The organism is Streptomyces sp. NPDC102360 (genome assembly GCF_044766085.1).
In the GTDB taxonomy this organism is placed as follows: Bacteria; Actinomycetota; Actinomycetes; order Streptomycetales; family Streptomycetaceae; genus Streptomyces.
Genome location: NZ_JBIWLG010000012.1, coordinates 157,260 through 181,833 on the forward strand (window position 1 = coordinate 157,260; position 24,574 = coordinate 181,833).

The 24,574-nt window shown below is 70.2% G+C and carries 26 protein-coding genes; 9 read left to right on the forward strand and 17 right to left on the reverse strand.

Annotated elements, in window-relative coordinates:
- Positions 1-59: 59 nt before the first annotated feature.
- Together ACIRHA_RS34955 and ACIRHA_RS34960 are read right to left on the reverse strand one after the other, a co-directional pair.
- Positions 60-326, reverse strand: a complete 267-nt coding sequence (locus ACIRHA_RS34955; protein WP_403854218.1) for a protealysin inhibitor emfourin — start codon at positions 324-326, stop codon at positions 60-62.
- 26 nt (positions 327-352) lie between these two features.
- A complete protein-coding gene (locus ACIRHA_RS34960) occupies positions 353-1,438 on the reverse strand; it encodes a M4 family metallopeptidase (protein WP_403854220.1) in 1,086 nt (361 codons plus the stop codon).
- Positions 1,439-1,726: 288 nt separating this feature from the next.
- On the opposite strand from ACIRHA_RS34960, the gene leuA reads away from it, so the two are divergent.
- Positions 1,727-3,448, forward strand: coding sequence for a 2-isopropylmalate synthase (gene leuA, locus ACIRHA_RS34965; RefSeq protein WP_403854222.1), 1,722 nt, complete (start codon positions 1,727-1,729; stop codon positions 3,446-3,448).
- 187 nt (positions 3,449-3,635) lie between these two features.
- Complete coding sequence (locus ACIRHA_RS34970) at positions 3,636-4,331, forward strand: TerB family tellurite resistance protein (protein ID WP_403854224.1); 696 nt, start codon at positions 3,636-3,638, stop codon at positions 4,329-4,331.
- 95 nt (positions 4,332-4,426) lie between these two features.
- On the opposite strand, the gene ACIRHA_RS34975 is transcribed toward ACIRHA_RS34970, so the two are convergent.
- Together ACIRHA_RS34975 and ACIRHA_RS34980 are read right to left on the reverse strand one after the other, a co-directional pair.
- Positions 4,427-4,777 carry a VOC family protein gene (locus ACIRHA_RS34975; protein ID WP_403854225.1) on the reverse strand — a complete coding sequence of 117 codons (351 nt, stop codon included), beginning with the start codon at positions 4,775-4,777 and terminating at the stop codon, positions 4,427-4,429.
- Between the two features lie 30 nt (positions 4,778-4,807).
- A complete protein-coding gene (locus ACIRHA_RS34980; RefSeq protein ID WP_403854227.1) occupies positions 4,808-6,886 on the reverse strand; it encodes an ATP-binding protein in 2,079 nt (692 codons plus the stop codon).
- Positions 6,887-7,112: 226 nt separating this feature from the next.
- Here ACIRHA_RS34980 and ACIRHA_RS34985 point away from each other — a divergent pair, with 226 nt between their 5' ends.
- Positions 7,113-8,237, forward strand: a complete 1,125-nt coding sequence (locus ACIRHA_RS34985; protein ID WP_403854229.1) for a PP2C family protein-serine/threonine phosphatase — start codon at positions 7,113-7,115, stop codon at positions 8,235-8,237.
- Between the two features lie 109 nt (positions 8,238-8,346).
- Here the strand turns inward: ACIRHA_RS34985 and ACIRHA_RS34990 are convergent, their stop codons facing one another.
- Together ACIRHA_RS34990 and ACIRHA_RS34995 are read right to left on the reverse strand one after the other, a co-directional pair.
- Positions 8,347-8,625 carry a DUF397 domain-containing protein gene (locus tag ACIRHA_RS34990; RefSeq protein ID WP_403854231.1) on the reverse strand — a complete coding sequence of 93 codons (279 nt, stop codon included), beginning with the start codon at positions 8,623-8,625 and terminating at the stop codon, positions 8,347-8,349.
- Positions 8,607-9,440, reverse strand: coding sequence for a Scr1 family TA system antitoxin-like transcriptional regulator (locus ACIRHA_RS34995; protein WP_403854233.1), 834 nt, complete (start codon positions 9,438-9,440; stop codon positions 8,607-8,609). The genes ACIRHA_RS34990 and ACIRHA_RS34995 overlap by 19 nt, the downstream gene beginning before the upstream one ends.
- Positions 9,441-9,794: 354 nt before the next feature.
- Here ACIRHA_RS34995 and ACIRHA_RS35000 point away from each other — a divergent pair, with 354 nt between their 5' ends.
- A complete protein-coding gene (locus tag ACIRHA_RS35000) occupies positions 9,795-10,010 on the forward strand; it encodes a hypothetical protein (RefSeq protein ID WP_403854235.1) in 216 nt (71 codons plus the stop codon).
- A 95-nt stretch (positions 10,011-10,105) separates the two neighbouring features.
- On the opposite strand, the gene ACIRHA_RS35005 is transcribed toward ACIRHA_RS35000, so the two are convergent.
- A complete protein-coding gene (locus tag ACIRHA_RS35005; RefSeq protein ID WP_403854237.1) occupies positions 10,106-11,569 on the reverse strand; it encodes an MFS transporter in 1,464 nt (487 codons plus the stop codon).
- Positions 11,570-11,634: 65 nt separating this feature from the next.
- On the opposite strand from ACIRHA_RS35005, the gene ACIRHA_RS35010 reads away from it, so the two are divergent.
- Genes ACIRHA_RS35010 through ACIRHA_RS35020 form a run of 3 tightly spaced genes read left to right on the forward strand, consistent with a single transcriptional unit; the run spans position 11,635 to position 13,823 of the window.
- Entirely contained in the window at positions 11,635-12,156 is a 522-nt protein-coding gene (locus ACIRHA_RS35010) for an RrF2 family transcriptional regulator (RefSeq protein WP_403854239.1), read from the forward strand.
- Positions 12,157-12,205: 49 nt separating this feature from the next.
- Positions 12,206-12,955, forward strand: a complete 750-nt coding sequence (gene recO / locus ACIRHA_RS35015) for a DNA repair protein RecO (RefSeq protein ID WP_266719843.1) — start codon at positions 12,206-12,208, stop codon at positions 12,953-12,955.
- A gap of 37 nt (positions 12,956-12,992) precedes the next feature.
- Positions 12,993-13,823: an isoprenyl transferase gene (locus ACIRHA_RS35020; RefSeq protein ID WP_403854241.1), complete on the forward strand. Its 831-nt coding sequence runs from the start codon at positions 12,993-12,995 to the stop codon at positions 13,821-13,823.
- Between the two features lie 383 nt (positions 13,824-14,206).
- Here the strand turns inward: ACIRHA_RS35020 and ACIRHA_RS35025 are convergent, their stop codons facing one another.
- The 4 genes from ACIRHA_RS35025 to ACIRHA_RS35040 all read right to left on the reverse strand — a co-directional run bounded on the left by ACIRHA_RS35025 (position 14,207) and on the right by ACIRHA_RS35040 (position 17,327).
- The gene (locus ACIRHA_RS35025) at positions 14,207-14,608 is read right to left on the reverse strand and encodes a Fur family transcriptional regulator (protein WP_403854243.1); all 402 of its coding nucleotides are present in this window, start codon (positions 14,606-14,608) and stop codon (positions 14,207-14,209) included.
- 66 nt (positions 14,609-14,674) lie between these two features.
- Positions 14,675-15,556, reverse strand: coding sequence for a metal ABC transporter permease (locus ACIRHA_RS35030; protein ID WP_403854245.1), 882 nt, complete (start codon positions 15,554-15,556; stop codon positions 14,675-14,677).
- 5 nt (positions 15,557-15,561) lie between these two features.
- Entirely contained in the window at positions 15,562-16,335 is a 774-nt protein-coding gene (locus tag ACIRHA_RS35035; protein ID WP_403854247.1) for a metal ABC transporter ATP-binding protein, read from the reverse strand.
- Positions 16,336-16,352: 17 nt separating this feature from the next.
- The gene (locus ACIRHA_RS35040) at positions 16,353-17,327 is read right to left on the reverse strand and encodes a metal ABC transporter substrate-binding protein (RefSeq protein WP_403854249.1); all 975 of its coding nucleotides are present in this window, start codon (positions 17,325-17,327) and stop codon (positions 16,353-16,355) included.
- 188 nt (positions 17,328-17,515) lie between these two features.
- Here ACIRHA_RS35040 and ACIRHA_RS35045 point away from each other — a divergent pair, with 188 nt between their 5' ends.
- A complete protein-coding gene (locus ACIRHA_RS35045; protein WP_403854251.1) occupies positions 17,516-18,898 on the forward strand; it encodes a glycine--tRNA ligase in 1,383 nt (460 codons plus the stop codon).
- A gap of 66 nt (positions 18,899-18,964) precedes the next feature.
- On the opposite strand, the gene ACIRHA_RS35050 is transcribed toward ACIRHA_RS35045, so the two are convergent.
- Genes ACIRHA_RS35050 through ACIRHA_RS35060 form a run of 3 tightly spaced genes read right to left on the reverse strand, consistent with a single transcriptional unit; the run spans position 18,965 to position 20,315 of the window.
- Positions 18,965-19,231, reverse strand: coding sequence for a DUF397 domain-containing protein (locus ACIRHA_RS35050; RefSeq protein WP_403854253.1), 267 nt, complete (start codon positions 19,229-19,231; stop codon positions 18,965-18,967).
- On the reverse strand, positions 19,228-19,458 hold the full coding sequence (locus ACIRHA_RS35055) for a DUF397 domain-containing protein (RefSeq protein WP_403854255.1): 231 nt from the start codon (positions 19,456-19,458) through the stop codon (positions 19,228-19,230). Before ACIRHA_RS35055 ends, ACIRHA_RS35050 begins: the two co-directional genes overlap by 4 nt.
- Positions 19,458-20,315, reverse strand: coding sequence for a helix-turn-helix domain-containing protein (locus ACIRHA_RS35060; protein ID WP_403854257.1), 858 nt, complete (start codon positions 20,313-20,315; stop codon positions 19,458-19,460). Before ACIRHA_RS35060 ends, ACIRHA_RS35055 begins: the two co-directional genes overlap by 1 nt.
- A gap of 174 nt (positions 20,316-20,489) precedes the next feature.
- Here ACIRHA_RS35060 and ACIRHA_RS35065 point away from each other — a divergent pair, with 174 nt between their 5' ends.
- Positions 20,490-20,936: an ATP-binding protein gene (locus tag ACIRHA_RS35065; RefSeq protein WP_403854259.1), complete on the forward strand. Its 447-nt coding sequence runs from the start codon at positions 20,490-20,492 to the stop codon at positions 20,934-20,936.
- Positions 20,937-21,309: 373 nt separating this feature from the next.
- On the opposite strand, the gene ACIRHA_RS35070 is transcribed toward ACIRHA_RS35065, so the two are convergent.
- The 3 genes from ACIRHA_RS35070 to ACIRHA_RS35080 all read right to left on the reverse strand — a co-directional run bounded on the left by ACIRHA_RS35070 (position 21,310) and on the right by ACIRHA_RS35080 (position 24,505).
- Entirely contained in the window at positions 21,310-21,894 is a 585-nt protein-coding gene (locus ACIRHA_RS35070) for a TetR family transcriptional regulator (protein WP_403854261.1), read from the reverse strand.
- Positions 21,895-21,918: 24 nt separating this feature from the next.
- Positions 21,919-22,935, reverse strand: a complete 1,017-nt coding sequence (locus ACIRHA_RS35075; RefSeq protein WP_403854263.1) for an aldo/keto reductase — start codon at positions 22,933-22,935, stop codon at positions 21,919-21,921.
- A 133-nt stretch (positions 22,936-23,068) separates the two neighbouring features.
- Positions 23,069-24,505, reverse strand: a complete 1,437-nt coding sequence (locus tag ACIRHA_RS35080) for an MFS transporter (RefSeq protein WP_403854265.1) — start codon at positions 24,503-24,505, stop codon at positions 23,069-23,071.
- Positions 24,506-24,574: the final 69 nt, after the last annotated feature.

Genomic DNA, 24,574 nt, shown 5'->3' on the forward strand with positions numbered 1-24,574 from the left:
TCTCAAGCCCCTGCGGCGTTTGAGCAGCGGGGTACGGGGCGGAGCCCCGGCGGGAAGAACTAGGCGCCCTCCTTCAACACCCGGGAGATCAGCCTGCGTTGCTCCTCCGTCAGGCGGGGGTCCGCGCAGTAGACCGTGGTGTCGTCCACCGTGATCGTGTAGCTGAAGCTGTCGGGGACGCCTATCGGGGGCGTGGTCCGGCCGGAGGACAGCGCCTTCTCGGCCAGGGCGTGCCACTCGTGGGCATCGGACCGGCCCGCCGTGTTCACCTCGGCGTGCCGGTCGATGCCGGCGAATCCGCCCGTGCGCGCTACGTGAATACGCATGGGTTCCTGTCTACTCCAACCCGCGCCTACTGGGTAGGAACGCCGACCTGTTCCCAGGCCTTGAGCACCGACTGGTACTCCTCGCCGCCGCCGTAGCGGGCCTGCGCCGCCTTCACCGTGGCCTTGGCGAAGTCGACGAAGAGGCAGTCCTGCTTGAGCTCGCCGCCGGTGAGCGTGTCGTACCAGATCTGGCCCGCCCGCTCCCACGCGTGCCCGCCGAGCGACTCGGCCAGGATGTAGAACGCGTGGTTGGGGATGCCGGAGTTGATGTGCACGCCGCCGTTGTCACGGCCCGTCTTCACGAAGTGCTCCATGTCGGCCGGCTGCGGGTCCTTGCCGAGCACATCGTCGTCGTATGCCGTGCCGGGCGCCTTCATCGAGCGCAGGGCGACGCCGGTGACGCGCGGTGCGAGCAGGCCCGCGCCGATCAGCCAGTCGGCCTCGGCGGCGGTCTGGCCGAGCGTGTACTGCTTGATCAGCGAGCCGAAGACATCGGACGCCGACTCGTTCAGGGCGCCGGGCTGACCGAAGTACGTCAGGTTCGCCGTGTACTGCGTGACGCCGTGGGTCAGCTCGTGGCCGATGACGTCGACGGGGATGGTGAAGTCGAGGAAGATCTCGCCGTCACCGTCGCCGAACACCATCTGCTCGCCGTTCCAGAAGGCGTTGTTGTAGTCCTCGGAGTAGTGCACCGTCGCGTTCAGCGGCAGGCCGTTGCCGTCGATCGAGTAGCGGGAGAACTTCTCCATGTACAGCTCGAACGTCGCGCCGAGCCCCGCGTACGCGCGGTTGACGGTCGCGTCCTTGCCCGGCTTGTCCCCCTCGCCGCGCACCTTCCGCCCCGGCAGCTCCGTGCGGTGCCGGGCGTCGTAGATGGTGCGGTGCGGCTTCTGGCCCGTGATGCCCGCGGGCGGGGCGACGGAGGGTGCGCCGATGACGGTCGTCAACCGGCGCTGCGTGCGCTCGAAGGCGTCGCGCTCCAGGGAGCGGCGCGCCTTGGTGGCGATCGCGGAGTCCTCGCTCTGAGCTGCCTTGTCGAGGATGTGGGGCGGAACGATGGTGCAGAAAACGGGTTCGAACCCCTGTGGGCTCCCCGTTGGATTTGCGGTCATGCGAGGCAATCTGGCACCGGGTGATGCCGCTGTCACTACCTGCCACCATGATTAGCGAAATAGAGGTATTGATCACCTCTTACCCGTTACCTGTCCGCGGTCCCGCATACTGATACAGGTCTTCGCGGCGGGCGGGACTCGACTAAGGTGCGGAGCACTATGCGATTCGGGCTGCTTCTCCTTAGCTGCCGCGGCGAGGGCCTGTAGACAAGGCCGGCTCCCTCCCCGCGGAGTTTGGTGTTGCGCCGTCGGCCGCCTTCAAGGCCACCTCCGAGGAGCCCACGCATCATGGCAAACCGCCAGCAGCCCAGCAGCATGCCGATCCACAAGTACGGCCAGTACGACCAGGTCGACATCCCGGACCGCACCTGGCCCGGCAAGCGGATCACCACCGCCCCCCGCTGGCTCTCCACGGATCTGCGCGACGGCAACCAGGCGCTGATCGACCCGATGTCGCCGGCCCGCAAGCGCGCGATGTTCGACCTGCTGGTCAAGATGGGCTACAAGGAGATCGAGGTCGGCTTCCCCGCGTCGGGGCAGACGGACTTCGACTTCGTACGCTCGATCATCGAGGACCCGGCCGCCATCCCGGACGACGTCACGATCTCCGTACTGACGCAGGCCCGTGAGGACCTGATCGAGCGGACCGTGGAGTCCCTGAAGGGCGCCAAGAACGCCACGGTGCACCTATACAACGCCACGGCGCCGGTCTTCCGCCGCGTCGTCTTCCGCGGCTCCAAGGAAGAGATCAAGCAGATCGCCGTCGACGGCACGCGCCTGGTCATGGAGTACGCGGAGAAGCTGCTGGGCCCGGAGACGAAGTTCGGCTACCAGTACAGCCCCGAGATCTTCACGGACACCGAGCTGGAGTTCGCCCTGGAGGTCTGCGAGGCCGTCATGGACGTCTACCAGCCGGGCCCGGACCGCGAGATCATCCTCAACCTGCCCGCCACGGTGGAGCGTTCGACGCCGTCCACCCACGCGGACCGCTTCGAGTGGATGTCCCGCAACCTGTCGCGCCGCGAGTACGTCTGCCTGTCCATCCACCCGCACAACGACCGCGGCACCGCCGTCGCCGCCGCCGAGCTGGGCGTCATGGCGGGCGGCGACCGCGTCGAGGGCTGCCTGTTCGGGCAGGGCGAGCGCACCGGCAACGTCGACCTGGTCACGTTGGGCATGAACCTGTTCTCGCAGGGCGTCGACCCGCAGATCGACTTCTCCCACATCGACGAGATCCGTCGCACGTGGGAGTACTGCAACCAGATGGAGGTCCACCCGCGCCACCCGTACGTGGGCGACCTGGTCTACACGTCCTTCTCCGGCTCCCACCAGGACGCCATCAAGAAGGGCTTCGACGCCATGGAGGCCGACGCGGCCGCCAAGGGCGTCACCGTCGACGACATCGAGTGGGCGGTCCCGTACCTGCCGATCGACCCGAAGGACGTCGGCCGCTCCTACGAGGCCGTCATCCGGGTCAACTCGCAGTCCGGCAAGGGCGGTATCGCGTACGTCCTCAAGGACGGCCACAACCTGGACCTGCCGCGCCGTATGCAGGTCGAGTTCTCCAAGGTCATTCAGCAGAAGACGGACGCCGAGGGCGGCGAGGTCACGCCGAAGGACATCTGGAGCGTCTTCCAGGACGAGTACCTGCCGAACCCGAACAACCCGTGGGGCCGCATCCAGGTCAAGACGGGCCAGACCACGACCGACACGGACGGCGTCGACACGCTGACCGTCGAGGCCGAGGTGGACGGCGAGGAGAAGGTCCTGGTGGGCACCGGCAACGGCCCCATCTCCGCCTTCTTCCACGCCCTGCAGGGCATCGGCATCGACGCCCGTCTCCTGGACTACCAGGAGCACACGATGAGCGAGGGCGCCTCCGCGGTCGCCGCCTCGTACATCGAGGTCGCCATCGGGGACAAGGTTCTGTGGGGCATCGGCACCGACGCGAATACGACACGTGCGTCACTGAAGGCGGTTGTCTCGGCGGTCAACCGGGCCACCCGCTGAGGTAGTTGACCTGCGGGTTCTCGGCCCCGTGCGCCTTTTGTGGGTGTGCGGGGCCGTGTCGTATCCAGGCCAGGAACGAGAAGTTCCGTGACCTCGGCGTGACCAAGGTACTGACGCCGCATCAACAATGTGGCTAACATCACGCCAACGCCGCGATGATGCGGCGCCACGACGGGAGGTGTGCGACGTGCTGCCGAATCATGGACGCATGGGACTGACCGGGCTCTCGCGGGTGTTCGGGGTGCACACCATATGGACCACCGTGGGCGACGGTGAGTTCTTCTGTCCGGGGTGTGGCGGCGATCGCAACTACCAACGGCGGACCGGGAAACGCCGGTTGGTGCTGCTCGGTGTTCCTGTCGTGCCGCGCGGGCAGGCGGGCCCGGTCGTCGAATGCGCGGCCTGCGAGGGCCGGTTCGGCACGGACGCGCTCGACCACCCGACCACGCACCGCTTCTCGGCGATGCTGCGGGACGCCGTGCACACGGTGGTGCTCGCGGTGCTCGCGGGCGGCGGTACGTCGCCGCTGGCGCTGGAGTCCGCGGTGGGTACGTTGCGGGAGGCCGGGTTCGAGGACTCCTGCGAGGAGCAACTGGCCGCGCTCGTCGAGGCGTTGATGACCGATGCGGGGCGGGTGGCCGAGCAGTGCGGGGCGGGGGCGGGGCTTGCCATAGAGCTGCACGAGGCGCTTGATCCGCTCGCGCAGCATCTTGCTCCGGCGGGGCGGGAATCGATTCTGCTTCAGGGGGCGAGGATCGCTTTGGCGGATGGGGTGTATTCGGTGGGGGAGCGGGATGTGCTCGGGACGGTGGGCGCCGCGTTGATGCTGTGCACGGATGAGGTGGGCGAGTTGTTGGTCGCGGCCTCGCGGACGCCCAGCTGAGCCGTGGTTGCGGTCGCGGGGCTCCGCCCCGGACCCCGCGCCTCAAGCGCCGGCGGGGCTTCAAAAGATCGGGGCTCTGCCCCGGACCCCGCTGCTCAATCGCCGCAGGGGCTTGAATGGAGGGGCTCGTACAGGGCCAGGTCGGTGCCGCTCGGCAGGCGGAGGGACGTGAGGCGGCCCCAGCGGAGGTCCTGGACGGGGGTCGTGAACTCGACGCCCTTCTGCGTCAGTTCGGCGATCGTGCGCTCCACGTCGTCGCACATCAGCATCAGCTCGTGCTTGGGGGCGCCCTCCGTCGGGTGGACCGCGATCTCGGCGGGTGGGGCTGCGAAGATCAGCCAGCCGCCTCCCGCGTCGACGTAGGGGAAGCCGAGTACGTCCCGGAGGAAGGCCCGGTCGGCGTCCGCGTCGGAGGAGTAGAGGATCGTGTGCGCTCCTGTGATCATGCGGGCGAGCGTAGCGGGGCAGGGGCGCGGTCAGGCGGTGTCGACACCGGTTTCCGTGGCCAGGCTGTAGGCGATGCCGTCCGCGGTGTCCATGTCCAGGCCGGCCGCGTACTGCGACTCGTACGTGGAGTCGCCGAGCGTCTCCCGGATGTGCTGCTCCGTGCGGTGCCGCGTGGCCACGAGGTCGGGGGAGCCGAGCTGAGGGCGGCCCAGGCTCTGCCACACGTGCTGGCCGATGCCGAGCAGCCTGGCCGCGCGGCGGCTCTCGCCGAGCGTGCTCAGCGAGGCGGCCAGCGCGTCGATCGCGACGGCGACGCCCACCCGGTCGCGGAACCGGGACTTGCCCGCGATGGTGGTGAGCGCGTGCCGCGCCGCCTCGTCGGGGCGGGCCTGTCCGTTCGCCGCGAGGGCCGCCGTCCAGCTTGCCCAGGCGCGCGACCACTGTTCGCCGCGCCGGTCGCACTCGTCGACCAGCCTGGCCGCCACCACGGCGGCGTCCGTGAACTCGCCCGACATGACGTGGACGAGCGAGCGGCAGGCCGTCGCCACGAACCAGGCGGCCTCATAGGGGCCGGTGTACGTACGGGTGTCGGGGGCGGCGTCGAGGACGTCCGCGGCCTCGGCCAGGCGGCCCATCAGGCACAGTGACGTACCTTCCAGATAGGACGCCGCCATCTCCTGGGCCGGGGAGGGGTGCGGCATGGTCCGCTCGCGGAACATCCCGGCCACCTTCAGCCCCGTCTCGGTGTCGCCCTGCGAGAGCGCCGCCGTCGCCCTGGCCCACAGGCCGAGCGGATACTCGGGCCCCGGGCGGTCGGACAGCGCCAGCGCCGCCTCCGCGTACCGCCGGCCCTCGCGGGCGAAGCCGCAGGGGAACCAGAGGATCCACAGGTGTCCGCAGAGCTGCTGGGCGGCCGGCCCGTCACGGGTCTCCAGGCAGAAGTCGAGCGCTACACGGAAGTTGGGGTGGTCGGTGACGAGACGCTCGTACCACTGCTCCTGCTCGCGCCCCATCCAGCCCGCGTCCGCCCGCCGTGCCAGCTCCAGGTGGAAGTCCCGGTGCCTGCGCCGCGCCTCCGTCACTTCCTCGGGGCCGAGCTGCTTCAGCCACCACGCCCCGAACTCGCGGACCGTGTCGAGCATGTCGTAGCGCCCGCCGGGCCTGCGCCGCACCAGCGATTTGGCCACGAGACCGGAGAGCGCCTCGGCCACCGCGCCCTCGCCGAGCGGCCCGCCGTGTCCCACCACCCGTGCGCCCGCCGGATCGAAGCCGCCGGTGAACACGGACAGGCGCGCCCACAGCAGCCGTTCGAGCGGCGTGCACAGTTCGTGGCTCCAGCCGATGGTGGCGCGCAGCGTGCGGTGGCGCGGGGGGCCGGGGTGTCCGTCCGAGGCGGCCAGCGCGTCCAGGCGGTCGCCGAGCAGGGAGCCGAGTCGTTCCAGGGGGAGCTCGGCGAGCCGGGCGGCGGCCAGCTCGATGGCGAGGGGGATGCCGTCGAGGCGGCGGCAGACGGCCTCCGCGACGTCCCGCTCACCGGGCCCGAGCCGGAAGCCGGGCGAAGCGAGCGCCGCCCGGTCGGCGAAGAGCGCGACCGCGTCGCCGGGCCGCCCGTCGTCGCTCTCAGCCGTGACGGGCAGCGGCGCGACCATGAACCGGTGCTCGTCGGCGAGCCCCAGCGGCTGCCTGCTCGTCGCGAGGACGTGAAGCCCCGGCGCGATGTCGAGCAGCTTGCGGATCAGGCGGCCGCAGTCGTCCAGAAGGTGCTCGCACGTGTCGAGGACGAGCAGCACCCGCTTGTCGGCGAGCCACTGGGCGACGACGTCGATGGCGGCCTCGTTCGAGTTGTCGGCGAGCCGCAGCTCCTCCAGGAGTACGTTGCCGAGCAGCGCCGGATCGCGCAGCGGGGAGAGCGGCACGAAGCACACCGCGTCGGCCACGCGCGGGCCCGAGCGCAGGGCCAGGCGCGCGGCGAGCCGGGTCTTGCCGACCCCGCCCACGCCGGTGAGTGTGAGCAGCCGGTGGTCACTCAACTCCTGTCCCAGGTACGTGAGTTCGGCCTCACGGCCGATGAACTGGGTGGCCTCGACGGGCAGCATCTCCACGGTCACAGTCTGCTCCGTCCGGCGTGCCGAACCGCTGGGATCCGCCGAGGTGAGTGCTTACTGCGCGCCTTGGCTCCGGATACCGGACGGAAAGCGACGGAAGGCGACGGAGAGTGACCAGTTCCGGTCCGTACCGGTCCGGTGCGATTCAACGGTGCGTGGGTGTCGGCCCTTTGGGCCATAGTGAGCCGTTCATCCAGGCGGGGCTGGTCAGGGGCGGCGAGGTCGAGGGATGTTACGAAGTCGGTGGGGGGCCCGCATACTGTGTGGCGTCCTTCTCGTCCTGTGCGCCGCGCTGGCGGCCTGTGCCGGCATCTGGCACCCCGCCCACCCCGCTGTCGCGGCCCTGCTCATCGGGCCCCTCCTGGCCTGCGCGCGGCTCGGCACGCGGGCCACGCTCACCACGGCCGCGTGGGCCCTGGCCCTCGCGGTGACGGTGGGCGTCGTCGGGCACGCCGTCGCGGGTCCGCAGCTCGCGTTCGAGTACGGCGTGCTGCTGGTCGGCGGCTTCGTGACGATCCACATCGCCCGCGCGTCCGCGGCCCGTTCGGCCGGCCTGAGCCGGCTCGGCGAGGTCGCGCAGGCGGCCCAGGCGGCACTTCTGCGCCCGATCGAGGCGCGGTTCGGGGACATCGACGTGCACACCCGCCACCACTGCGCGGTCGCCTCGGCCACGGTCGGCGGTGACGTCTACGTGGTGGCGGACACGGCGTACGGGCTGCGGGTGTTCACCGGGGACGTACGCGGGCACGGGCTCGACACGATGTGTGTGAACGCCGCGGTCGCCGACGGGTTCCGTGACCTCGCCTACGTCACCGCGGACCTCACGGAACTAGCCGAGCGGCTCGACGCCCGCATCGCCCCCGTGCTCGGCCCGGAGGACTTCGTCACGGCGGTGTTCGCCGAGTTCGCGCCGGGCGAGGTCAGGCTCGTCAACTGCGGTCACCCACCGCCCCTGCGGTGGGGCGCCCGCCCCAAGTTCCTCACGCCGGTGACCTGTTCGCTGCCCCTCGGCCTCGGGTGCGCGCCCGCCCAGTCCCGCTACTGGCTGCAGTCCGGTGACCGGCTGCTGCTCTACACGGACGGTCTCGTGGAGGCGCGGGACGCGCAGGGCACGGAGTTCCCGCTCCTGGAGCGCGCCCACGGGGCGCTGTCCCGGGCCCTGCCGTGGGAGGCCCTCGACCAGTTGTACGCGGAGGTGACCGCGCACACGGGTGGGCCTCTGCGGGACGATCTGGCGATGGTGCTGTGCGAAGCGTCTCCGACGGTTGGGCAGCGGGGCCCCGACGGTGCGGCGCGCTCCACGTCACGGGGCTCCGCCCCGGACCCCGCTGCTCAATCGCCGCAGGGGCTTTAATTGCCCGTCAGGGGGCGTGCGTTGATGGCCGGGGCGAGGTCCTTTGCCAGGGCTGTTGCGAGCGCCCTGACTCGGGTCGCCGTCCAGGCTCCGCGGGGTGCCGCCCGGCTCAGGGCGCCGTCCTGGCTCCCGCAACGAACGCGGACCACGCGGCCGCGCCGATGACCACGACGTCGCCGTCGCTGACCTTGGAGTCCCGGACGGGCACGATCCCGGGGACTCCGTCGGCGACTTCGAGGCAGTCACCGCCTTGGCCGTTGCTGTACGTCGACTTGCGCCAGCGGGCGGCGCCGACGAAGCCGTGGGCGACCTCGACGCAGTTGCCGCCCTCGCCGTTGCTGTAACTGCTTGTGCGCCAGCGGGCGTTGCTCAGGTCGTACTCGCGCATCGTCTGTGGTCCTCCGCCGCCGATTCGATCAAGGACAGGGACGCCTCCGGTGGTCGCGCGGCGCCCCTGACCAGATCGTAAGCGCGCTGCGCACGCTTCACCACGGCCGGATCGTCGATGAGCGTTCCCGAAAACGCGGTCTCTGTATAGGCGACCGGCGGGGCGTCATCGAACTCCATGAGCCGTAGGTCCTCTGCCATCAAGGCGTACGCCCCGACCTCGTACGGGATCACCGCCATCCACACGACCCGCTGCCGCATCAACTCCGCGATGTGCTCCAGCTGCTCGGCCATTGCGACGGCACCGCCCACGGGTGGGCGCAGCACGCTCTCGTGCAGCGTCACCCAATACTCAGGCCGTGTAGCGTCCCGGAGGATGCATGCCCGTTCCTGGCGGGCGGCGACCTTCTCCTCCACGTACTCGTCGGTGACGAACGGGTTTGCCGCGAGGGTGACGGCCCGCGCGTACCCGGCTGTCTGCAACAAGCCCGGAACCACGCTCGTCGCACACTCGCAGATTTTTGTGGCCGAGCGCTCAAGCTCGACCACCTCCACGAAATACCCCGCGTAGCGATGGTCGTCGATCAAGCTGCGCCACATCCGCTCGAAAATACCGTCGGTTTGCAGTGACTCGTCGATCCTGCGGGCTACATCCAACTGCGGCTTGCGAATTGCCTGTTCGAATTGGCCGATGTAGCCCCCGGAAACGAATACCCGTATCCCCAACTCCACTTGGGTCAGCCCCGCGTCCTCGCGGCGCCGTTTCAGCTCCACCCCGAAGAACTCCCACGCCGCTTGGCGCGAACCCTTGGCCATGGCCAACCCCCAAGTCAAGCCGCGCAGTTGTAGTGCGCAGACCTCTCCCCACTGTAGGGACAACGCCCCACCGTGGAGACGCAAAGCGTGAAATCCAATGAGGCAGGGGAGCCACGTGACGGGACAATCGAAGCACGCCGCGCTGTGCGTGGAGGAAGCCGAGGAAATGGTGGAGACATTGCGAGCCGCACTCGCCGGGGCGGGAATTGTGCTGCCCTCGCTCGGCCTCGATCCCGGGTCAATCGCACGGAGTGCCCCGTGTCCCTTGGTGGAATTGGGGCGTTGTTCGGTTGACGCGGCGGCCCGGCTCGCCGCCGTACTCCTCGCAAGGTCGGACGACAGGAGCGCAACGCCATGAAACCGCCGATCGGTTCGTACGCGGTCGACACGAGCACGGGTCAGGTGGGACGGGTGATGGGGCACGAGGGGCCGTACGTACAGTTGCGGCCCTTCGGGGGCGGGCGCGAGTGGGACTGCCCGCCGGACGTGCTGCGCGTGGCGACGACGGGGGAGCGGGTGAGCGCCGCGACGGCGTACGAGAACGCGCGCAGTCGCGGCGAGGTGCCCTGAGCGTGCAGTCCAGGCGGGCAGCGGACGGCCTTGGCGCCGGGCCGGAGTCGGTTGTCCAACAGCCTGTTGGACAATCGCCGTGGGCCCCTCGCCGGTCAACCAGACCTCTGGCCCCACCGTCCCGCCGTCCACATCAGCGCGGCCGCCACCGCGACCAGTCCCACCGACACCGCGCACACCGCCGTCAGCCCGGCCGGCGCGCGGTGCAGTCCGTCCCCGGACACCGTGAAGAACAGCGTGCCGAGCAGTGCGACGCCGAGGGCGCTCGATGCCTGCTGTGCCGTGTTGAGCATCCCGGACGCGGAGCCCGCCGTCCCGGGTGTCACCCGTGACAGGGCCGCGCCGATGATCGGCGGCATCAGCAGGCCGTTGCCGAGGCCGTTGACGAGGAGGGCGGGTGTCAGGGCCCAGGGGGTGATCGTCCCGGCGGAGACCGTGAGCTGGGTCGCGGCGAGGGCCAGGCCCGCCACCACCAGCGCCCCGCCCGCCACCGGCCACCGCACCCCGTGCCGCGCCGTGAGCCGCCCGCTGAGCAGCGAACCCGTGGTGAACGTGACCGCCTGTGGGACGAACACCGCGCCGGCCGTGAGCGGGCTCGCGCCGAGGCCCGCCTGGAGCAGCAGCGCCAGCGTGAACATGTAGGCGCCGAAGTAGAGCTGGAAGGCGCCGAGGCCCGCGACGAGGGTCAGGTACGGACGGTTGCGGAAGAGGGCCGGGTTGAGGACCGGTTCCCCGCCGCGTGCTCGCAGGGTTCGTTGCCACCGCCACGTCGCCCACGCGACGGGGGCGGTCGCCGCCAGGCACAACCACGTCCACAGCGGCCACCCCTCGTCCCGGCCGAGTGACAGCGGAACCAGGAGCAGGGCCAGCGTCGCGGTGACACCCAGCGCGCCGGGCACGTCGAACTGCCGCCGGGGGCCGGACAGTTGGCCCGGCAGCATCCGCCACGCGGCGATCGAGGCCACCACCCCCACCGGGACGTTCACCAGGAACACCGCCCGCCAGCCGAGCCCGAACGCGTCCGCCTGAAGCAGTACGCCGCCGAGGAGCTGACCGGCGATCGACCCGAGGCCCGCGACCGCCCCGTTCCAGCCGGTGGCCCGGCCCCGGTGCGCCGCCGGGAAGCGGGCCGTCACCAGCGACAGCACCTGCGGCACCATCACCGCGGCCGAGAGCCCCTGCGTCATCCGCGCCACCACCAGCTCCCCGGCCCCCTGCGCGAGCCCGCACAGCAGTGACGTCACCGTGAACGCCACCATGCCCGCCACGAACGTCCGCCGGTATCCGAACCGGTCCCCGAGCCGGCCGCCCGTGATCAGCCCCGCCGCGTACGCGAACGCGTAGCCGGACACGACGAGTTCGAGCGCCGCGTCGCTCGCGCGCAGGTCCGCGCGGAGCGCCTCGGTGGCGACGTTCACGACGAAGAGGTCGAAGCTCCCCATGAACGTGGCGGTGAGCGCGACCGCGAGCATGCGGCGGTCGGCGGGGGAGGGGCCGGCGGAGGCGTCCTCCTGCTCGGGGGTGCTGCGGATGGTGGTGCCGATCCGGATGTCAGCCATGAGGCCCATCGGTATCATGGACATTGAATATCCATCAAGTGGATGGAAGGGTAGCCTCGGGTCCCATGAAGTTGTCGCAGGGCGTCGAGTGGGGCGTGCACTGCTGCGTGCTCCTCGTGCAGGCGCCGCCCGGCGCCGCCGTGCGCCGTTCCACGCTCGCCGGGTACTACGGGCTGCCCGAGGCGTACCTCGCCAAGCACCTCAAGTCCCTTGCCTCCGCCGGTGTGCTGACCGCCACATCCGGGCCGCGCGGCGGGTTCCGGCTCGCCCGCGACCCGAAGGACATCACCGTGCTCGACGTGGTGGAGGCGGTCGAGGGCTCCGCGCCCGCCTTCGTCTGCGGCGAGATCCGGCAGCGCGGCGCGTGCGCCATCCCGCCCGAGCGGTGCACGGGTCCGTGCGGAGTGGCGCAGGTCATGTACGACGCGGACCGGGCCTGGCGGGAGTCGCTGCGGGCCGTGACGGTGGCGGACCTGAGCGGGGGCCTGAGTGAGACGGTGCGCTCGCGCGGGCGCGCGTGGCTGGCGGATCCGACCGCACCCCTGCCCCCGTTCCCGCAAACGGGCTCCGTCCGTAAGGGACAATGAGAGGCATGAGCCTGTTCCGCGACGACGATGAGAAGCGCGAGGGCGCGCGATGACTCTCATTCGGGACGACGGCGTCGTGCTGCGCACCCAGAAACTCGGCGAAGCCGACCGCATCATCACGCTGCTCACCCGCAACCACGGCCGCGTGCGCGCCGTCGCCCGCGGTGTGCGGCGCACCAAGTCCAAGTTCGGGGCCCGCCTCGAACCCTTCTCACACGTCGACGTGCAGTTCTTCGCGCGGGGCAGCGAGTTGATCGGCCGCGGACTCCCGCTGTGCACGCAGAGCGAGACCATCGCCGCGTACGGCGGCGGCATCGTGACGGACTACGGGCGGTACACGGCCGGCACCGCGATGCTGGAGACGGCGGAACGGTTCACCGACCACGAGGGCGAACCCGCGGTGCAGCAGTACCTGCTCCTCGTCGGCGCCCTGCGCACGCTCGCCCGCGGAGAGCACGCGCCGGGCCTCGTGCTCGACGCGTTCCTGCTGCGCTCGCTCGCGGTCAACGGCTACGCACCCACCTTCGGTGACTGCGCGAAGTGCGGAATGCCCGGTCCCAACCGGTTTTTCTCCGTCGGTGCGGGCGGCTCGGTTTGCGTCGACTGCCGGGTACCGGGCAGCGTCGTACCCTCACCGCAGGCCCTCGTCCTGCTCGGTGCGCTGCTCACCGGAGACTGGGAGACGGCGGACACGTGCGAGGCACGGTTCGTCCGGGAGGGCAACGGGCTGGTGTCGGCCTACCTGCACTGGCACCTTGAGCGCGGACTGCGATCGCTGCGCTACGTAGAGAAAAGCTAGCGAGAGCTGGCACTGAGCTAGGGGAGAGGCCCGGAAGATGGCACGTCGCGGAATCCTCGGACGCAACCGCCGTGAGTACACAGCGCCCGAACCGCACCCGTCGGGCGCGCGGCCGCCGAAGATCCCCGGCGAGCTGGTGCCCCAGCACGTGGCGATCGTGATGGACGGCAACGGACGCTGGGCCAAGGACCGCGGCCTGCCGCGCACCGAGGGCCACAAGGTCGGCGCGGAGCGCGTCCTGGATGTGTTGCAGGGCGCGATCGAGATGGGCGTCGGCGCGATTTCGCTGTACGCCTTCTCCACGGAGAACTGGAAGCGGTCGCCCGACGAGGTCCGCTTCCTCATGAACTTCAACCGGGACTTCATCCGCAAGACCCGTGACCAGCTCGACGAGTTGGGTGTGCGGGTGCGGTGGGTGGGGCGGATGCCCAAGCTGTGGAAGTCGGTCGCCAAGGAGCTGGAGATCTCCCAGGAGCAGACCAAGGACAACTCCAAGCTGACGTTGTACTTCTGCATGAACTACGGCGGCCGCGCCGAGATCGCCGATGCGGCGCAGGCGCTCGCGGAGGACGTGAAGGCGGGGCGGCTCGATCCGTCGAAGGTGAGCGAGAAGACCTTCGCCAAGTACCTGTACTACGCGGACATGCCGGATGTGGACCTGTTCCTGCGGCCCAGCGGTGAGCAGCGCACGTCCAACTACCTTCTGTGGCAGAGCGCGTACGCCGAGATGGTCTTCCAGGATGTGCTGTGGCCGGACTTCGACCGGCGGGACCTGTGGCGCGCGTGCGTCGAGTACGCGTCCCGTGACCGGCGGTTCGGCGGGGCCACTCCGAACGAGGTGCTTTTGCAGTTGGAGGCGGGTAAGTAGGGGCTGCCACTCCCTGAGCAGCGGGTGGGCAAATCAAGCCCCTCCGGCGGAACATCAAGCCCCTGCGGCGATTGAGCAGCGGGGTCCGGGGCGGAGCCCCGTGGCGTTGAGCACGCGGAGCCGGGGGGGGGGGGGGGGGGGGGGGGGGGGGGGCGCGCGCGCGCCGGCGGGGCGGGGGGGCCCCCGGCCCCGCCCCCGCCCCCCCCCCCCCGGGCGCGGGGGGGGGCCAAACCCACCCCGCGGGGCGGCCCCCCCCCCCCCGGGGGGGGTGGCCCCCCGGGGTCCGGGGCGGAGCCCCGTGGCGTTGAGCACGCGGAGCCGCTGGGGCGCTGCCCCAGACCCCGCGCCTCAATCGCCGGCGGGGCTTGAAATGCCCACCCGGCTCAACCTGCGGCGCACTCCGCGCACGTGCCGAAGATCTCGACCGTGTGGGCCACGTTCACGTATCCGTGCTCGGAGGCGATCGCCTCGGCCCACTTCTCGACCGCCGGCCCCTCGACCTCCACCGCCTTGCCGCACACCCGGCACACCAGGTGGTGGTGATGGTCGCCGGTGGAGCAGCGGCGGTAGACCGCCTCGCCCTCCGAGGTGCGCAGGACGTCGACCTCGCCCGCGTCGGCGAGGGACTGCAGCGTCCGGTACACCGTGGTCAGACCGACCGAGTCGCCCTTGTGCTTGAGGACGTCGTGCAGCTCCTGGGCGCTGCGGAACTCCACCACCTCGTCGAGCGCCGCCGCCACGGCCGCGCGCTGGCGGGTCGACCTGCCTCGAACCGGGGCTGCCACGGGTTCCTCCTCACATCCCTGCACGTACGTATCGCCGCCATTGTGCCAGGCGGCGCATTGCGGGGGTCATCCATGAAGGGAAGGGGCCGCCGCCTGCTCCGGGATCGGGCACTCGGAGGGCGCCGGGACGGCCCGCGCCCTGCGCCGGGCGAGCGGCTTCGACAGCAGCGCGAGGACGATGAAGGCCGCGATGGTCAGGAGCACGATCGTCGCTCCGGGCGGCACGTCCTGGTAGTACGAGGTCGCGGTGCCGCCGAGCGTCACCGCGACGCCGAGCGCCACCGAGATCACGAACGTCGCCTTGAAGCTGCGGGTCAGCTGCTGCGCGGCGGCCACCGGCACCACCATCAGGGCGGAGACCAGGAGCAGGCCGACGACGCGCATCGCGACCGTCACCGTGACCGCCGCCGTGACGGCGATCAGGAGGTTCAGGGCGCGCACCGGCAGGCCCGTGACCCGCGCGAACTCCTCGTCCTGGCTGACCGCGAACAGCTGCTTGCGCAGGCCCACCGTCACGAGCACCACGAAGGCCGCGAGCAGGCAGATGGCGAGGACGTCGTCCTGCGACACCGTCGAGAGCGAGCCGAAGAGGTACGAGTTGAGGTTGGCGTTGGAGCCGCCGGGCGCCAGGTTGATGAACATGACGCCGCCCGCCATGCCCCCGTAGAAGAGCATCGCGAGCGCGATGTCGCCGCGCGTCTTCCCGTACCAGCGGATCAGCTCCATGATCACGGCGCCCAGGACCGAGACCAGCGTCGCCATCCACACCGGGGACGTCGAGAGCAGGAAGCCGAGGCCGACGCCCGTCATCGCCACGTGGCCGATGCCGTCGCCCATCAGGGCCTGGCGGCGCTGCACGAGGTAGATGCCGACGGCCGGGGCCGTGATGCCGACGAGGACGGCGGCGAGCAGCGCCCGCCGCATGAAGTCGTAGGAGAGGAGTTCCATGTCAGTCAGCTCAGCAGTCCTGTACGGATCGGTTCGGCGTCCGAGGGGGTGTGCGGGTGCACGTGGTCGTGGCCGGGCAGGGCGTGCTGGCCGACGGCCTCCGGGGGCGGGCCGTCGTGCAGCACGCAGCCGTCGCGCAGCACGACCGCGCGGTCGATCAGCGGCTCCAGCGGGCCGAGTTCATGGAGTACGAGGAGGACGGAGGCGCCGGCCGCGACCTGCGTGCGCAGCGTCGCGGCGAGGATCTCCTGGCTGGCCAGGTCGACGCCCGCCATCGGCTCGTCCATGATCAGCAGCTCGGGCTCGGCGGCCAGGGCGCGCGCGATGAGCACGCGCTGGTGCTGGCCTCCGGAGAGCGCGTCCACGGAGTCCTTCGCGCGGTCCGCCATCCCGACGAGTTCGAGGGCGCGGGTCACCGCGTCCCGGTCGGCCTTGCGCAGGATGCCGAACCTCGCGCGCGAGAGGCGGCCCGAGGAGACGACCTCGGACACCGTCGCGGGCACGCCGCCCGCGGCCGTCGTGCGCTGCGGTACGTAGCCCACGCGTGCCCAGTCCTTGAAGCGCCGCCGCGGCGTGCCGAAGATCTCGATGCCGCCGCCGGTGGTCGGGACCTGCCCGATGATGCCCCGGATGGCGGTGGACTTGCCCGACCCGTTAGCCCCGAGCAGGGCGACGACCTCGCCGCGGTGCACGGTGAGGTCGATGCCGCGCAGCACGGGGCGCCCGCCGAGCTCGGCCGTCACCTTGCTCAGCGAGACGACGGCTTCCCGTTGGCTCATGTCGCCCTCCTCCGGGGTCACTTGGTGCCCAGCGCCTTCTGCAGCGCGGCCAGGTTCGACTCCTGGACCTCGATGTAGTTCTCGCCCTTGGACTTGTCGGTGATGCCCTCGATCGGGTCGAGCACATCGGTCTTGAGCTTCGCGTCGTTCGCCAGGGTCTTGGCCGTCTTGTCGCTGACGAGCGTCTCGTAGAAGACGGTGGAGACGCCGTCGTCCTTGGCCGTCTTCTGGAGCGCCTTGACGCGGGCGGCGCTGGGCTCGCTCTCCGGGTCCAGGCCGTTGATGGCCTCCTCGGTGAGGCCGTAGCGCTCGGCGAGGTAGCCGAAGGCGGCGTGCGTGGTGATGAAGGTCGAGGACTTGGTGTCCTTGAGGCCCTTCTCGAACTTGGTGTCCAGCTCGTCCAGCTCCGCGACCAGGGCCTTGGTGTTCTTCTTGTAGTCGGCCGCGTGGTCGGGGTCGGCCTTCTCCAGAGCCTTGCCGACGCCCTCGGCGACCTCGGCGTACTTCACCGGGTCGAGCCAGATGTGCGGGTCGGCGGCTGCCTCGTCGTGGGTGTGCTCGGCGTGCCCGTGGTCGTGGCCGTCGACCTCGGTGCCGTGCTTCTCGAGGGAGGTCAGGGTGCCGGCGTCGATCTTCGTCTTGATGTCCGACTGGTCGATGGCCTCGTCCACCGAGGGCTGCAGGCCCTTCAGGTAGACCGCGGCGTCGGACTCCTCGAGCTGGGCGCGCTGCTTGGCGCTGACCTCCAGGTCGTGCGGCTCCTGGCCGGGCTCGGTCAGGTTCGTGACGTCGACGTGGTCGCCGCCGATCTCCTGGGCGAGGTACTGCATCGGATAGAACGACGCGACGACGCTCAGCTTGCCGTCGCTCCCCTTGTCCTGTGCGGCGGAGCTGCCGCACGCGGTCAGGGCGCCGAGACCGAGGGCGGTGACGGCGGCGACGGGTATCAGACGGCGAGAGCGGAGGGGGCGGCGAGCGAGGCGTACGTTCATGACAGTCATTTTCAACAAAACTGGAAACGGTTGTCAACAAGGCGACCTCCGAGGTCTTCGTCACGCTCGGTCCGGCTCTGTCCCGGGAACCGATTTGGTTCGGGGGGTGGGCCCGCCGGTAACCTGAAGCATTCGCTCCCGGAGCGCGTATCCAGCGCGCTCACCGTCGCCGTAATGAAGAGAGCACCGTGGCCGCCGACAAGATCGAAACCATCGTCAGCCTCAGCAAGCGCCGTGGCTTCGTCTACCCCTGCAGCGAGATCTACGGTGGTCAGCGTGCCGCCTGGGACTACGGGCCGCTGGGCGTCGAGCTGAAGGAGAACCTCAAGCGTCAGTGGTGGCGCTACATGGTCACTTCGCGTGAGGACGTCGTCGGTATCGACTCGTCCGTGATCCTGGCGACCGAGGTCTGGCAGGCCTCCGGCCACGTCGCCACGTTCACCGACCCGCTCACCGAGTGCACCTCCTGCCACAAGCGGTTCCGCGCGGACCACCTGGAAGAGGCGTACGAGGCGAAGAAGGGCCGGCTCCCCGAGAACGGCCTCGCCGACCTCTCCTGCCCCAACTGTGGGAACAAGGGCACGTTCACCGAGCCCAAGCAGTTCTCCGGCCTGCTCTCCACGCACCTCGGCCCGACGCAGGACAGCGGCTCGGTCGCCTACCTGCGCCCCGAGACCGCGCAGGGCATCTTCACCAACTTCAGCCAGGTGCAGACGACTTCGCGCCGCAAGCCGCCCTTCGGCATCGCGCAGACGGGCAAGTCGTTCCGCAACGAGATCACGCCCGGCAACTTCATCTTCCGCACCCGCGAGTTCGAGCAGATGGAGATGGAATTCTTCGTCAAGCCCGGCGAGGACGAGGCGTGGCAGGAGTACTGGATGGAGCAGCGCTGGAACTGGTACACGGGCCTCGGCATGCGCGAGGAGAACATGCGCTGGTTCGAGCACCCGAAGGAGAAGCTCTCCCACTACTCGAAGCGCACCGCTGACATCGAGTACCGCTTCAGCTTCGGCGGCAGCGAGTGGGGCGAGCTCGAGGGCGTCGCCAACCGCACGGACTACGACCTGTCGGCGCACTCCAAGGCCTCCGGCCAGGACCTCTCCTACTTCGACCAGGAGAAGGGCGAGCGCTACACGCCGTACGTCATCGAGCCCGCGGCCGGTCTCGGCCGCGCGATGCTCGCGTTCATGATGGACGCGTACGTCGAGGACGAGGCGCCCAACGCCAAGGGCAAGATGGAGAAGCGCACCGTCATGCGCTTCGACCACCGCCTCGCCCCGGTGAAGGTCGCGGTCCTCCCGCTGTCCCGCAACCCGGAGCTGTCGCCGAAGGCGAAGGGCCTCGCGCAGGCGCTGCGGCAGAACTGGAACATCGACTTCGACGACGCCGGCGCCATCGGCCGTCGTTACCGTCGTCAGGACGAGATCGGTACGCCGTTCTGCGTCACGGTCGACTTCGACACGCTCGACGACAACGCGGTGACCGTGCGCGAGCGCGACACCATGAAGCAGGAGCGGGTCTCGCTCGACCAGATCGAGGGCTACCTGGCCAGCCGCCTGGTCGGCTGCTGACCGGCACTCGGCGCACGAGAACGCCCCGGCCCACCGTTTCCACGGCGGGCCGGGGCGTTCTCGTTCTCAGTCGAACTCGCCGTGCAGCGCGCCGAGTTTGAACGCCTCCCACTCGCGGGCCGTGAAGCGCAGCACGAGCCCCCGAGGGTCGGCCGGATTGCGCAGGGCCACCGCGCCGCCGCCGAGCGCGGCGACTTCCACGGGGCCGCCCCGGGCGGTGCCGCCCGGCGCACTCAGCCATTGCGCCTCGGAGATGTCGAGCGCGTAGAGCCACTCCTTCTCAGGCGCCTGCTCGATTCCGGACGAAATGCTGTCCGTGGTGCTCGTGCTCATAGCGGCAGAACCCCAGAGTTGATGCTTGAAACAAATGCGTGCCACGCCGAGGAGTCAAAGACGATCGCGCCGAACTCCCGGTGCTTCGTGTCGCGGACCGCGCGCCGGCCCAAGGTGAGTTCGGCGTGCTCGACGCATCCATTGGACGCGCCGCTGAACGTGCTCTTTCGCCAGACCGCTGACCCGACTTCGACGAGCGATGCGGTGGGGGCGTAGGTGGGGGGCATCACGACCCGCTTTCTTGCTTGATTCGGTCACTGATGTACCGGCGGGACTGCGCAGGGGACAGCGCGGCGGCCGTCAGGTCGTCCCAGGCCTTTGCGTACATCTCTACATCGGGGCGCTGCTCGAGGAGCGTGCCGCCGGTCATGTGCTCCAGCCACGCGACCTGTACGGGCGGTTCACCGCGCATCGTGAACAGCGTGTACGGAGCGTACTGCGCGAGGGGCAGGGTGATGTCCAATGGCAGGACCTGAATGGTGACATTGGGCAACTCACCTGTTTCCATCAGGTATTCAAACTGCTGACGGATCAATCCCCTCGGGCCGGGGATGCGGTGCAGTGCGGGTGTGTCGATGACCACTCTCAGGCGGAATTCCGCAGGTCCGTCGAGCAGATCCTTGCGCCTCATTCGAGTCATCACAAGAGGTTCGACGCGGTCCTCCTCCGCACCCACGGTGAATATCTCGCGCATGTACGCCTCCGTCTGCAGAAGCCCTGGCAGTACCGAGGGCTCGAAGGAGCGCACGAGTGAGGAATCGGCCTCAAGGGTGAGGTAGTCGCGCAAGTCGTCGCTCAGCAGCGGCCCTTGGCCCGACCACCAGTCCACTTGGTGGATGTCGCGGGCGAGCCGTTTGAGATTGGTGCGCTGCCGGTCGTCCTCAACGCCGTACAGGTTGAGGAGAGTCGTCAGGTCGAGCTGGCGGATGCCCCGCTTTCCCGTCTCGATCTGGCTGATCTTCGGTTGCCCGCATTCGAGTGCCAGTGCCGCGTCGTTGACCTTCAGGCCGGCTTCGGAGCGCAGTCGTCGCAGCTCGGCTCCGAGGCGACGGCTGCGCATGGTGGGCATCTCGCTCTGGGGCATGGGCACATGATGTCCCGCGCCTTCAGGCCACACAACTGTCATATGCCTACTCACCCCATCAATATGGTGACTCATGCGTAATACTTGCCTAAGGCATAGTTTCGGCGCCAGGATGGGCATGCAACGCCCTTTGTCCACAAGCGAGTTCACCGCCATGTGACCCCCGGAGGGGTAATGCCGGACCAGTCGACGGACGAGATCGATGTGATCGAGGTGCTCGATCAGCCGTGCTCGATCCGTATGGAGTACAGCCCGCACCGCCTGGAGCAGATCCGCCGGATCATCGGCGCGCGCCTGCGGTGTTGGGGCCTGCACGAGCTCGTGTACGACACCTCGTTCGTGGCGACGGAGCTGTGCAGCAATGTGCGGCACTGCGGCGACAGCACCTTCGAGTTCGCCATCGGTCGAACCGCCCGTGGTGTCCGCCTCGAGGTGACGGACACGTCCCCCGGGCTCGTGGTCATCCCCACGGAGCCACCGGACTTCCTCGGGACCGGAGGCCGGGGCCTGTTCCTGGTCTCGGTCTACGCCTCCGCCGTCGGTGTGCTGCCGACGCCTACCGGAAAGGTGGTGTGGGCCGAACTGGCCCTCGGTGACATCGACTCGGGCGAGGCCAACTGATGTGCGTGTGGGGGTGTCCAACCGAATCCTCTGCGTGGTCGCGTCGGTGCACGCGGTGCCGCGCCGGGGGCCGGGGCGCTGCTTCCGTACGGTCCGGAAGCCGAGGGGGGACGCGGTGCGCGGTCCCGCCCTCGTTCGGAGAGTACGAGCGGCCGCGAAAACATCACAGTGGCAGCAATATGGATTCGGTCAGATGTTTGGAGGGGGCTCCCGGCCGAACTTGACCCATGGCCAACGGTATTACTGCTGGTGCACGCTGTTCTCGTGACGGTGCACGCCGACGGCGGCCTTCCGATTGTGTCGAAAGTGTTCGCAAAGCATGGCCGAGAGCGCACACTTGAAGTGCGCGATGCGTCGCGGGCGGCGGTGTCGCTCAGGTGGTCGTCAGGCCGCGGAGGAGTAGCGCCACCAGCGCGTCGAACGCGGGTCGGGTGTCCGGGTTCGACCACTCCGGGGCGTACACCGGGTCATGGAAGTGGGCGGTCGCCTCGAAGACGGCGCGGGCCGTCGCCGGAAGATCGGGGATGTCGAACTCGCCGGAGTCCACGCCCTGTTGGAGGATCGCGGTCAACTGGTCCGTGAGTTCGGCGACATGGGCGTGCACCGCGCCGCCCTGCTCGTCCGTCAGGACGGAGTACGTGGCGAACAGCTCCGGGTCGTCGCCCGCCTTGTGGCGCTTGGCCTCGAAGAGGGTCGCGAGCCAGTGGTGGAGTTTGGCGGCGGGCGGCTCGTCGGCCGCGACGACCTCTCCGAGCACGCCCGTCGTCCGGTCGAGCCAGCGCTTGGTGACCGCGTCGCGCAGCTCCGCCTTCGTACGGAAGTGCCGGTACACCGAGCCGTGGCTGACCCCGAGCGCGCGGGCCACGTCGACGACCGTCGCCTTCGCGGGGCCGTGCCTGCGCAGCACGTCCTCGGTCGCGGCGAGGATGCGCTCGGGGGTCAGGGTCTCGGGGGCCATGGCTACGAAGTTACCCGGCGCTGATCAGCGCTCGCTGTCGAGGTGTGCCATCTGGGCCGCCGGGTAACGGTCGCCGGCCGCGGCGTCCGCGGGCACGGCCTCCTCGATGGCGGCGAGGTCGGTGGCGTCCAGGGTGACGTCGAGTGCGCCGAGCGCCTCGGTCAGGCGGTCGCGGCGCCGGGCGCCGACCAGCGGCACGATGTCCTCGCCACGCGCGGCCACCCACGCGATCGCGATCTGCGCGACGCTCGCGCCCTTCTGCTCGGCGATCTTGCGGAGCTGGTCGACGAGGTCCAGGTTGTGCTGGAGGTTCTCGCCCTGGAAGCGCGGGCTGAAGGCACGGAAGTCGCCCGCGCCGAGCTCGCGGTCACGGGTGAAGTGTCCGGAGATCAGGCCGCGCGAGAGCACGCCGTACGCGGTGATGCCGATGCCCAGCTCGCGGGTGGTGGGCAGGATCGAGTCCTCGATGCCGCGCGAGATGAGCGAGTACTCGATCTGGAGGTCCGAGATCGGAGCCGTGGCCGCCGCCCGGCGGATGGTGTCCGCGCCGACCTCGGACAGGCCGATGTGCCGTACGTAGCCCTGCTCGACGAGCTCGGAGATGGCGCCGACCGTCTCCTCGATCGGCACCTCGGGGTCGAGGCGGGCGGGCCGGTAGATGTCGATGTGGTCGACGCCGAGGCGCTGCAGCGAGTACGCGGCGAAGTTCTTCACGGCCTCGGGGCGGGCGTCGTAGCTGTTCCACGCGCCGTCCGGGCCGCGCAGGGCGCCGAACTTCACGCTGGTCAGCGCGTTCTCCCGGGCCGCGGCGGGGGCCGTGCGCAGGGCCTCGCCGAGCAGCATCTCGTTGTGGCCCATCGCGTAGAAGTCGCCGGTGTCGAGGAGCGTGACCCCGGCGTCGAGCGCAGCATGGACGGTGGCGATGGACTCGGCCCGGTCGGCCTCGCCGTACAGCGCGGACATCCCCATGCAGCCGAGGCCGAGGGCGGCGGTGCGGGGGCCGGTGGTGCCGAGGGTGCGGGTGGGGAGGGCGGTGGTCATGGGTGCTCCTTCGGGTGAGTGCGGTACCTCCAGCGTCGCATGACAACTGACAGATTTCAATATCTGTCAGTTGTCATGCGTGCGTGTCGTGCGGCCGTCATGTCGTGCGTGTCATGCGGCGCGATTCCGACTCTCACGCGATCCGCCGCGGCAGCCGCAGGCTCAGCCCCACCGTCAGCGCCACCGCCGCGAGCTGCACGAGCAGCGTCGTGATGAGGGCGTCGCGCATGCCCTGGGACGAGGCCAGGGAGAGGAACAGCGTGCCGAGTGTGGCCACGCCCAGGGCCAGCGACGCCTGTTGGGTGGTCGTCATGACGCCGCCGCCGACGCCCGCCCGCGCCGTCGGCACCTCGGACAGGATGATCCGGAAGAGGATGGGCAGTTGGAGCGCCTGGCCCGCCCCGGCGAGCGCCGCGCCCGGGAGCAGTTGGAGCACGCCGAGGTCCGGCCAGCTCTGTCGGGCCGCCAGCACGATCAGCGCGATCCCCGCCGCCTGGAGCAGGCCGCCCGCGGTGACGACCCGCGTGCCCCAGCGGGCCACGAGTCGCGGACCGGCGAGCGAGGCGAGGAAGAAGACCGCCGCCATCGGGGCCAGGGCGAGCCCGGCCGAGGTCGCGCTGAGCCGCTCGCCCTGCTGCAGCGCCACCGCGATCACGAACATGAACCCGCTGAAGCCGATGGAGAACGGCACGACCATCATCAACCCCCGCCGCAGTGACACCAGTTGAAGGAGGGACGGTGGGACGAGCGGCGTCCGCCCCGCTCGGTCGGCCCGGCGCTCCACCGCGTGGAAGGCGTACGCGAGGAACGGGAAGGCGGCCAGCGACAGCCACGTCCACAGCGGCCAGCCCGCCGCCCGGCCCTCGGTCAGCGGGGCGAGCAGCGCCGTCAGGGCGAGGGCGAGCAGCACCGTGCCGGGTACGTCGACGGGTTCGGGGCGGGCCGAGCGGGTCTCGGGGACCGTGCGGACGGCGAGGACGAGGGCCACGACGACGACCGGCACGTTCACCAGGAACACCGAGCGCCAGCCCGAGCCGAACAGGTTCGCCGAGACGAGTACGCCGCCCAGGACCTGGCCCGCCACCATCGACAGGCCGGCCGTCGCCCCGTACATGCTCATCGCCTTGGCCCGACGCGGCCCGGCCGTCGTGGCCTGGATCGTGGCGAGGACCTGCGGGAGCATCGCGGCCGACGCCGCGCCCTGCGCGACCCGTGCGAGGACCAGCGTCCAGGCCGTCGGGGCGAGCCCGCAGGCGAGCGAGGTGAGGCCGAAGGCGGCCATGCCGGCGAGGAAGAGCCGGCGGCGGCCGATCAGGTCGCCGAGCCGCCCGCCGAGGACGAGGAGCACGGCGTACGCGATGCCGTACCCGGCGACGACCAGCTCCAGGACCGGTTCGCTCGCGGACAGGTCGCGGTCGATCGTGGGCAGGGCGACGTTGACGATGAAGAAGTCGATGAGGGGCAGCGCCGCGCCGAGCAGCACGGTGAACAGGCCGGGGCCGGACAGGGAGACGCCGGTGCCGGACGGCACGGGTGGTGCGACCGGCGGGGACTGCGTGTGGGTCGTCATGGCACCGAGCGTGCGCCGCCGCTCAGACTGGTACCAGAGTGTTCTTATCCTGGTAGAACCTCTACCTGG

Excerpts from the sequence above, each read along its gene's own strand:
- ACIRHA_RS35050 (WP_403854253.1), bottom strand. The coding sequence starts at position 19,231 with ATGAGCACGAGCACCACGGACAGCATTTCGTCCGGAATCGAGCAGGCG.
- ACIRHA_RS35040 (WP_403854249.1), bottom strand. The coding sequence starts at position 17,327 with ATGAACGTACGCCTCGCTCGCCGCCCCCTCCGCTCTCGCCGTCTGATA.
- ACIRHA_RS35020 (WP_403854241.1), top strand. The coding sequence starts at position 12,993 with ATGGCACGTCGCGGAATCCTCGGACGCAACCGCCGTGAGTACACAGCG.
- ACIRHA_RS34985 (WP_403854229.1), top strand. The coding sequence starts at position 7,113 with ATGTTACGAAGTCGGTGGGGGGCCCGCATACTGTGTGGCGTCCTTCTC.
- ACIRHA_RS35070 (WP_403854261.1), bottom strand. The coding sequence starts at position 21,894 with ATGGCCCCCGAGACCCTGACCCCCGAGCGCATCCTCGCCGCGACCGAG.
- ACIRHA_RS35035 (WP_403854247.1), bottom strand. The coding sequence starts at position 16,335 with ATGAGCCAACGGGAAGCCGTCGTCTCGCTGAGCAAGGTGACGGCCGAG.
- ACIRHA_RS35055 (WP_403854255.1), bottom strand. The coding sequence starts at position 19,458 with ATGCCCCCCACCTACGCCCCCACCGCATCGCTCGTCGAAGTCGGGTCA.
- ACIRHA_RS35005 (WP_403854237.1), bottom strand. The coding sequence starts at position 11,569 with ATGGCTGACATCCGGATCGGCACCACCATCCGCAGCACCCCCGAGCAG.
- ACIRHA_RS34955 (WP_403854218.1), bottom strand. The coding sequence starts at position 326 with ATGCGTATTCACGTAGCGCGCACGGGCGGATTCGCCGGCATCGACCGG.
- ACIRHA_RS35030 (WP_403854245.1), bottom strand. The coding sequence starts at position 15,556 with ATGGAACTCCTCTCCTACGACTTCATGCGGCGGGCGCTGCTCGCCGCC.
- ACIRHA_RS34960 (WP_403854220.1), bottom strand. The coding sequence starts at position 1,438 with ATGACCGCAAATCCAACGGGGAGCCCACAGGGGTTCGAACCCGTTTTC.
- ACIRHA_RS35000 (WP_403854235.1), top strand. The coding sequence starts at position 9,795 with ATGAAACCGCCGATCGGTTCGTACGCGGTCGACACGAGCACGGGTCAG.
- ACIRHA_RS35060 (WP_403854257.1), bottom strand. The coding sequence starts at position 20,315 with ATGCCCCAGAGCGAGATGCCCACCATGCGCAGCCGTCGCCTCGGAGCC.
- ACIRHA_RS34995 (WP_403854233.1), bottom strand. The coding sequence starts at position 9,440 with ATGGCCAAGGGTTCGCGCCAAGCGGCGTGGGAGTTCTTCGGGGTGGAG.
- ACIRHA_RS34975 (WP_403854225.1), bottom strand. The coding sequence starts at position 4,777 with ATGATCACAGGAGCGCACACGATCCTCTACTCCTCCGACGCGGACGCC.
- ACIRHA_RS35010 (WP_403854239.1), top strand. The coding sequence starts at position 11,635 with ATGAAGTTGTCGCAGGGCGTCGAGTGGGGCGTGCACTGCTGCGTGCTC.
- ACIRHA_RS35075 (WP_403854263.1), bottom strand. The coding sequence starts at position 22,935 with ATGACCACCGCCCTCCCCACCCGCACCCTCGGCACCACCGGCCCCCGC.
- leuA (WP_403854222.1), top strand. The coding sequence starts at position 1,727 with ATGGCAAACCGCCAGCAGCCCAGCAGCATGCCGATCCACAAGTACGGC.
- ACIRHA_RS35080 (WP_403854265.1), bottom strand. The coding sequence starts at position 24,505 with ATGACGACCCACACGCAGTCCCCGCCGGTCGCACCACCCGTGCCGTCC.
- ACIRHA_RS35065 (WP_403854259.1), top strand. The coding sequence starts at position 20,490 with ATGCCGGACCAGTCGACGGACGAGATCGATGTGATCGAGGTGCTCGAT.
- ACIRHA_RS34990 (WP_403854231.1), bottom strand. The coding sequence starts at position 8,625 with ATGCGCGAGTACGACCTGAGCAACGCCCGCTGGCGCACAAGCAGTTAC.
- recO (WP_266719843.1), top strand. The coding sequence starts at position 12,206 with ATGACTCTCATTCGGGACGACGGCGTCGTGCTGCGCACCCAGAAACTC.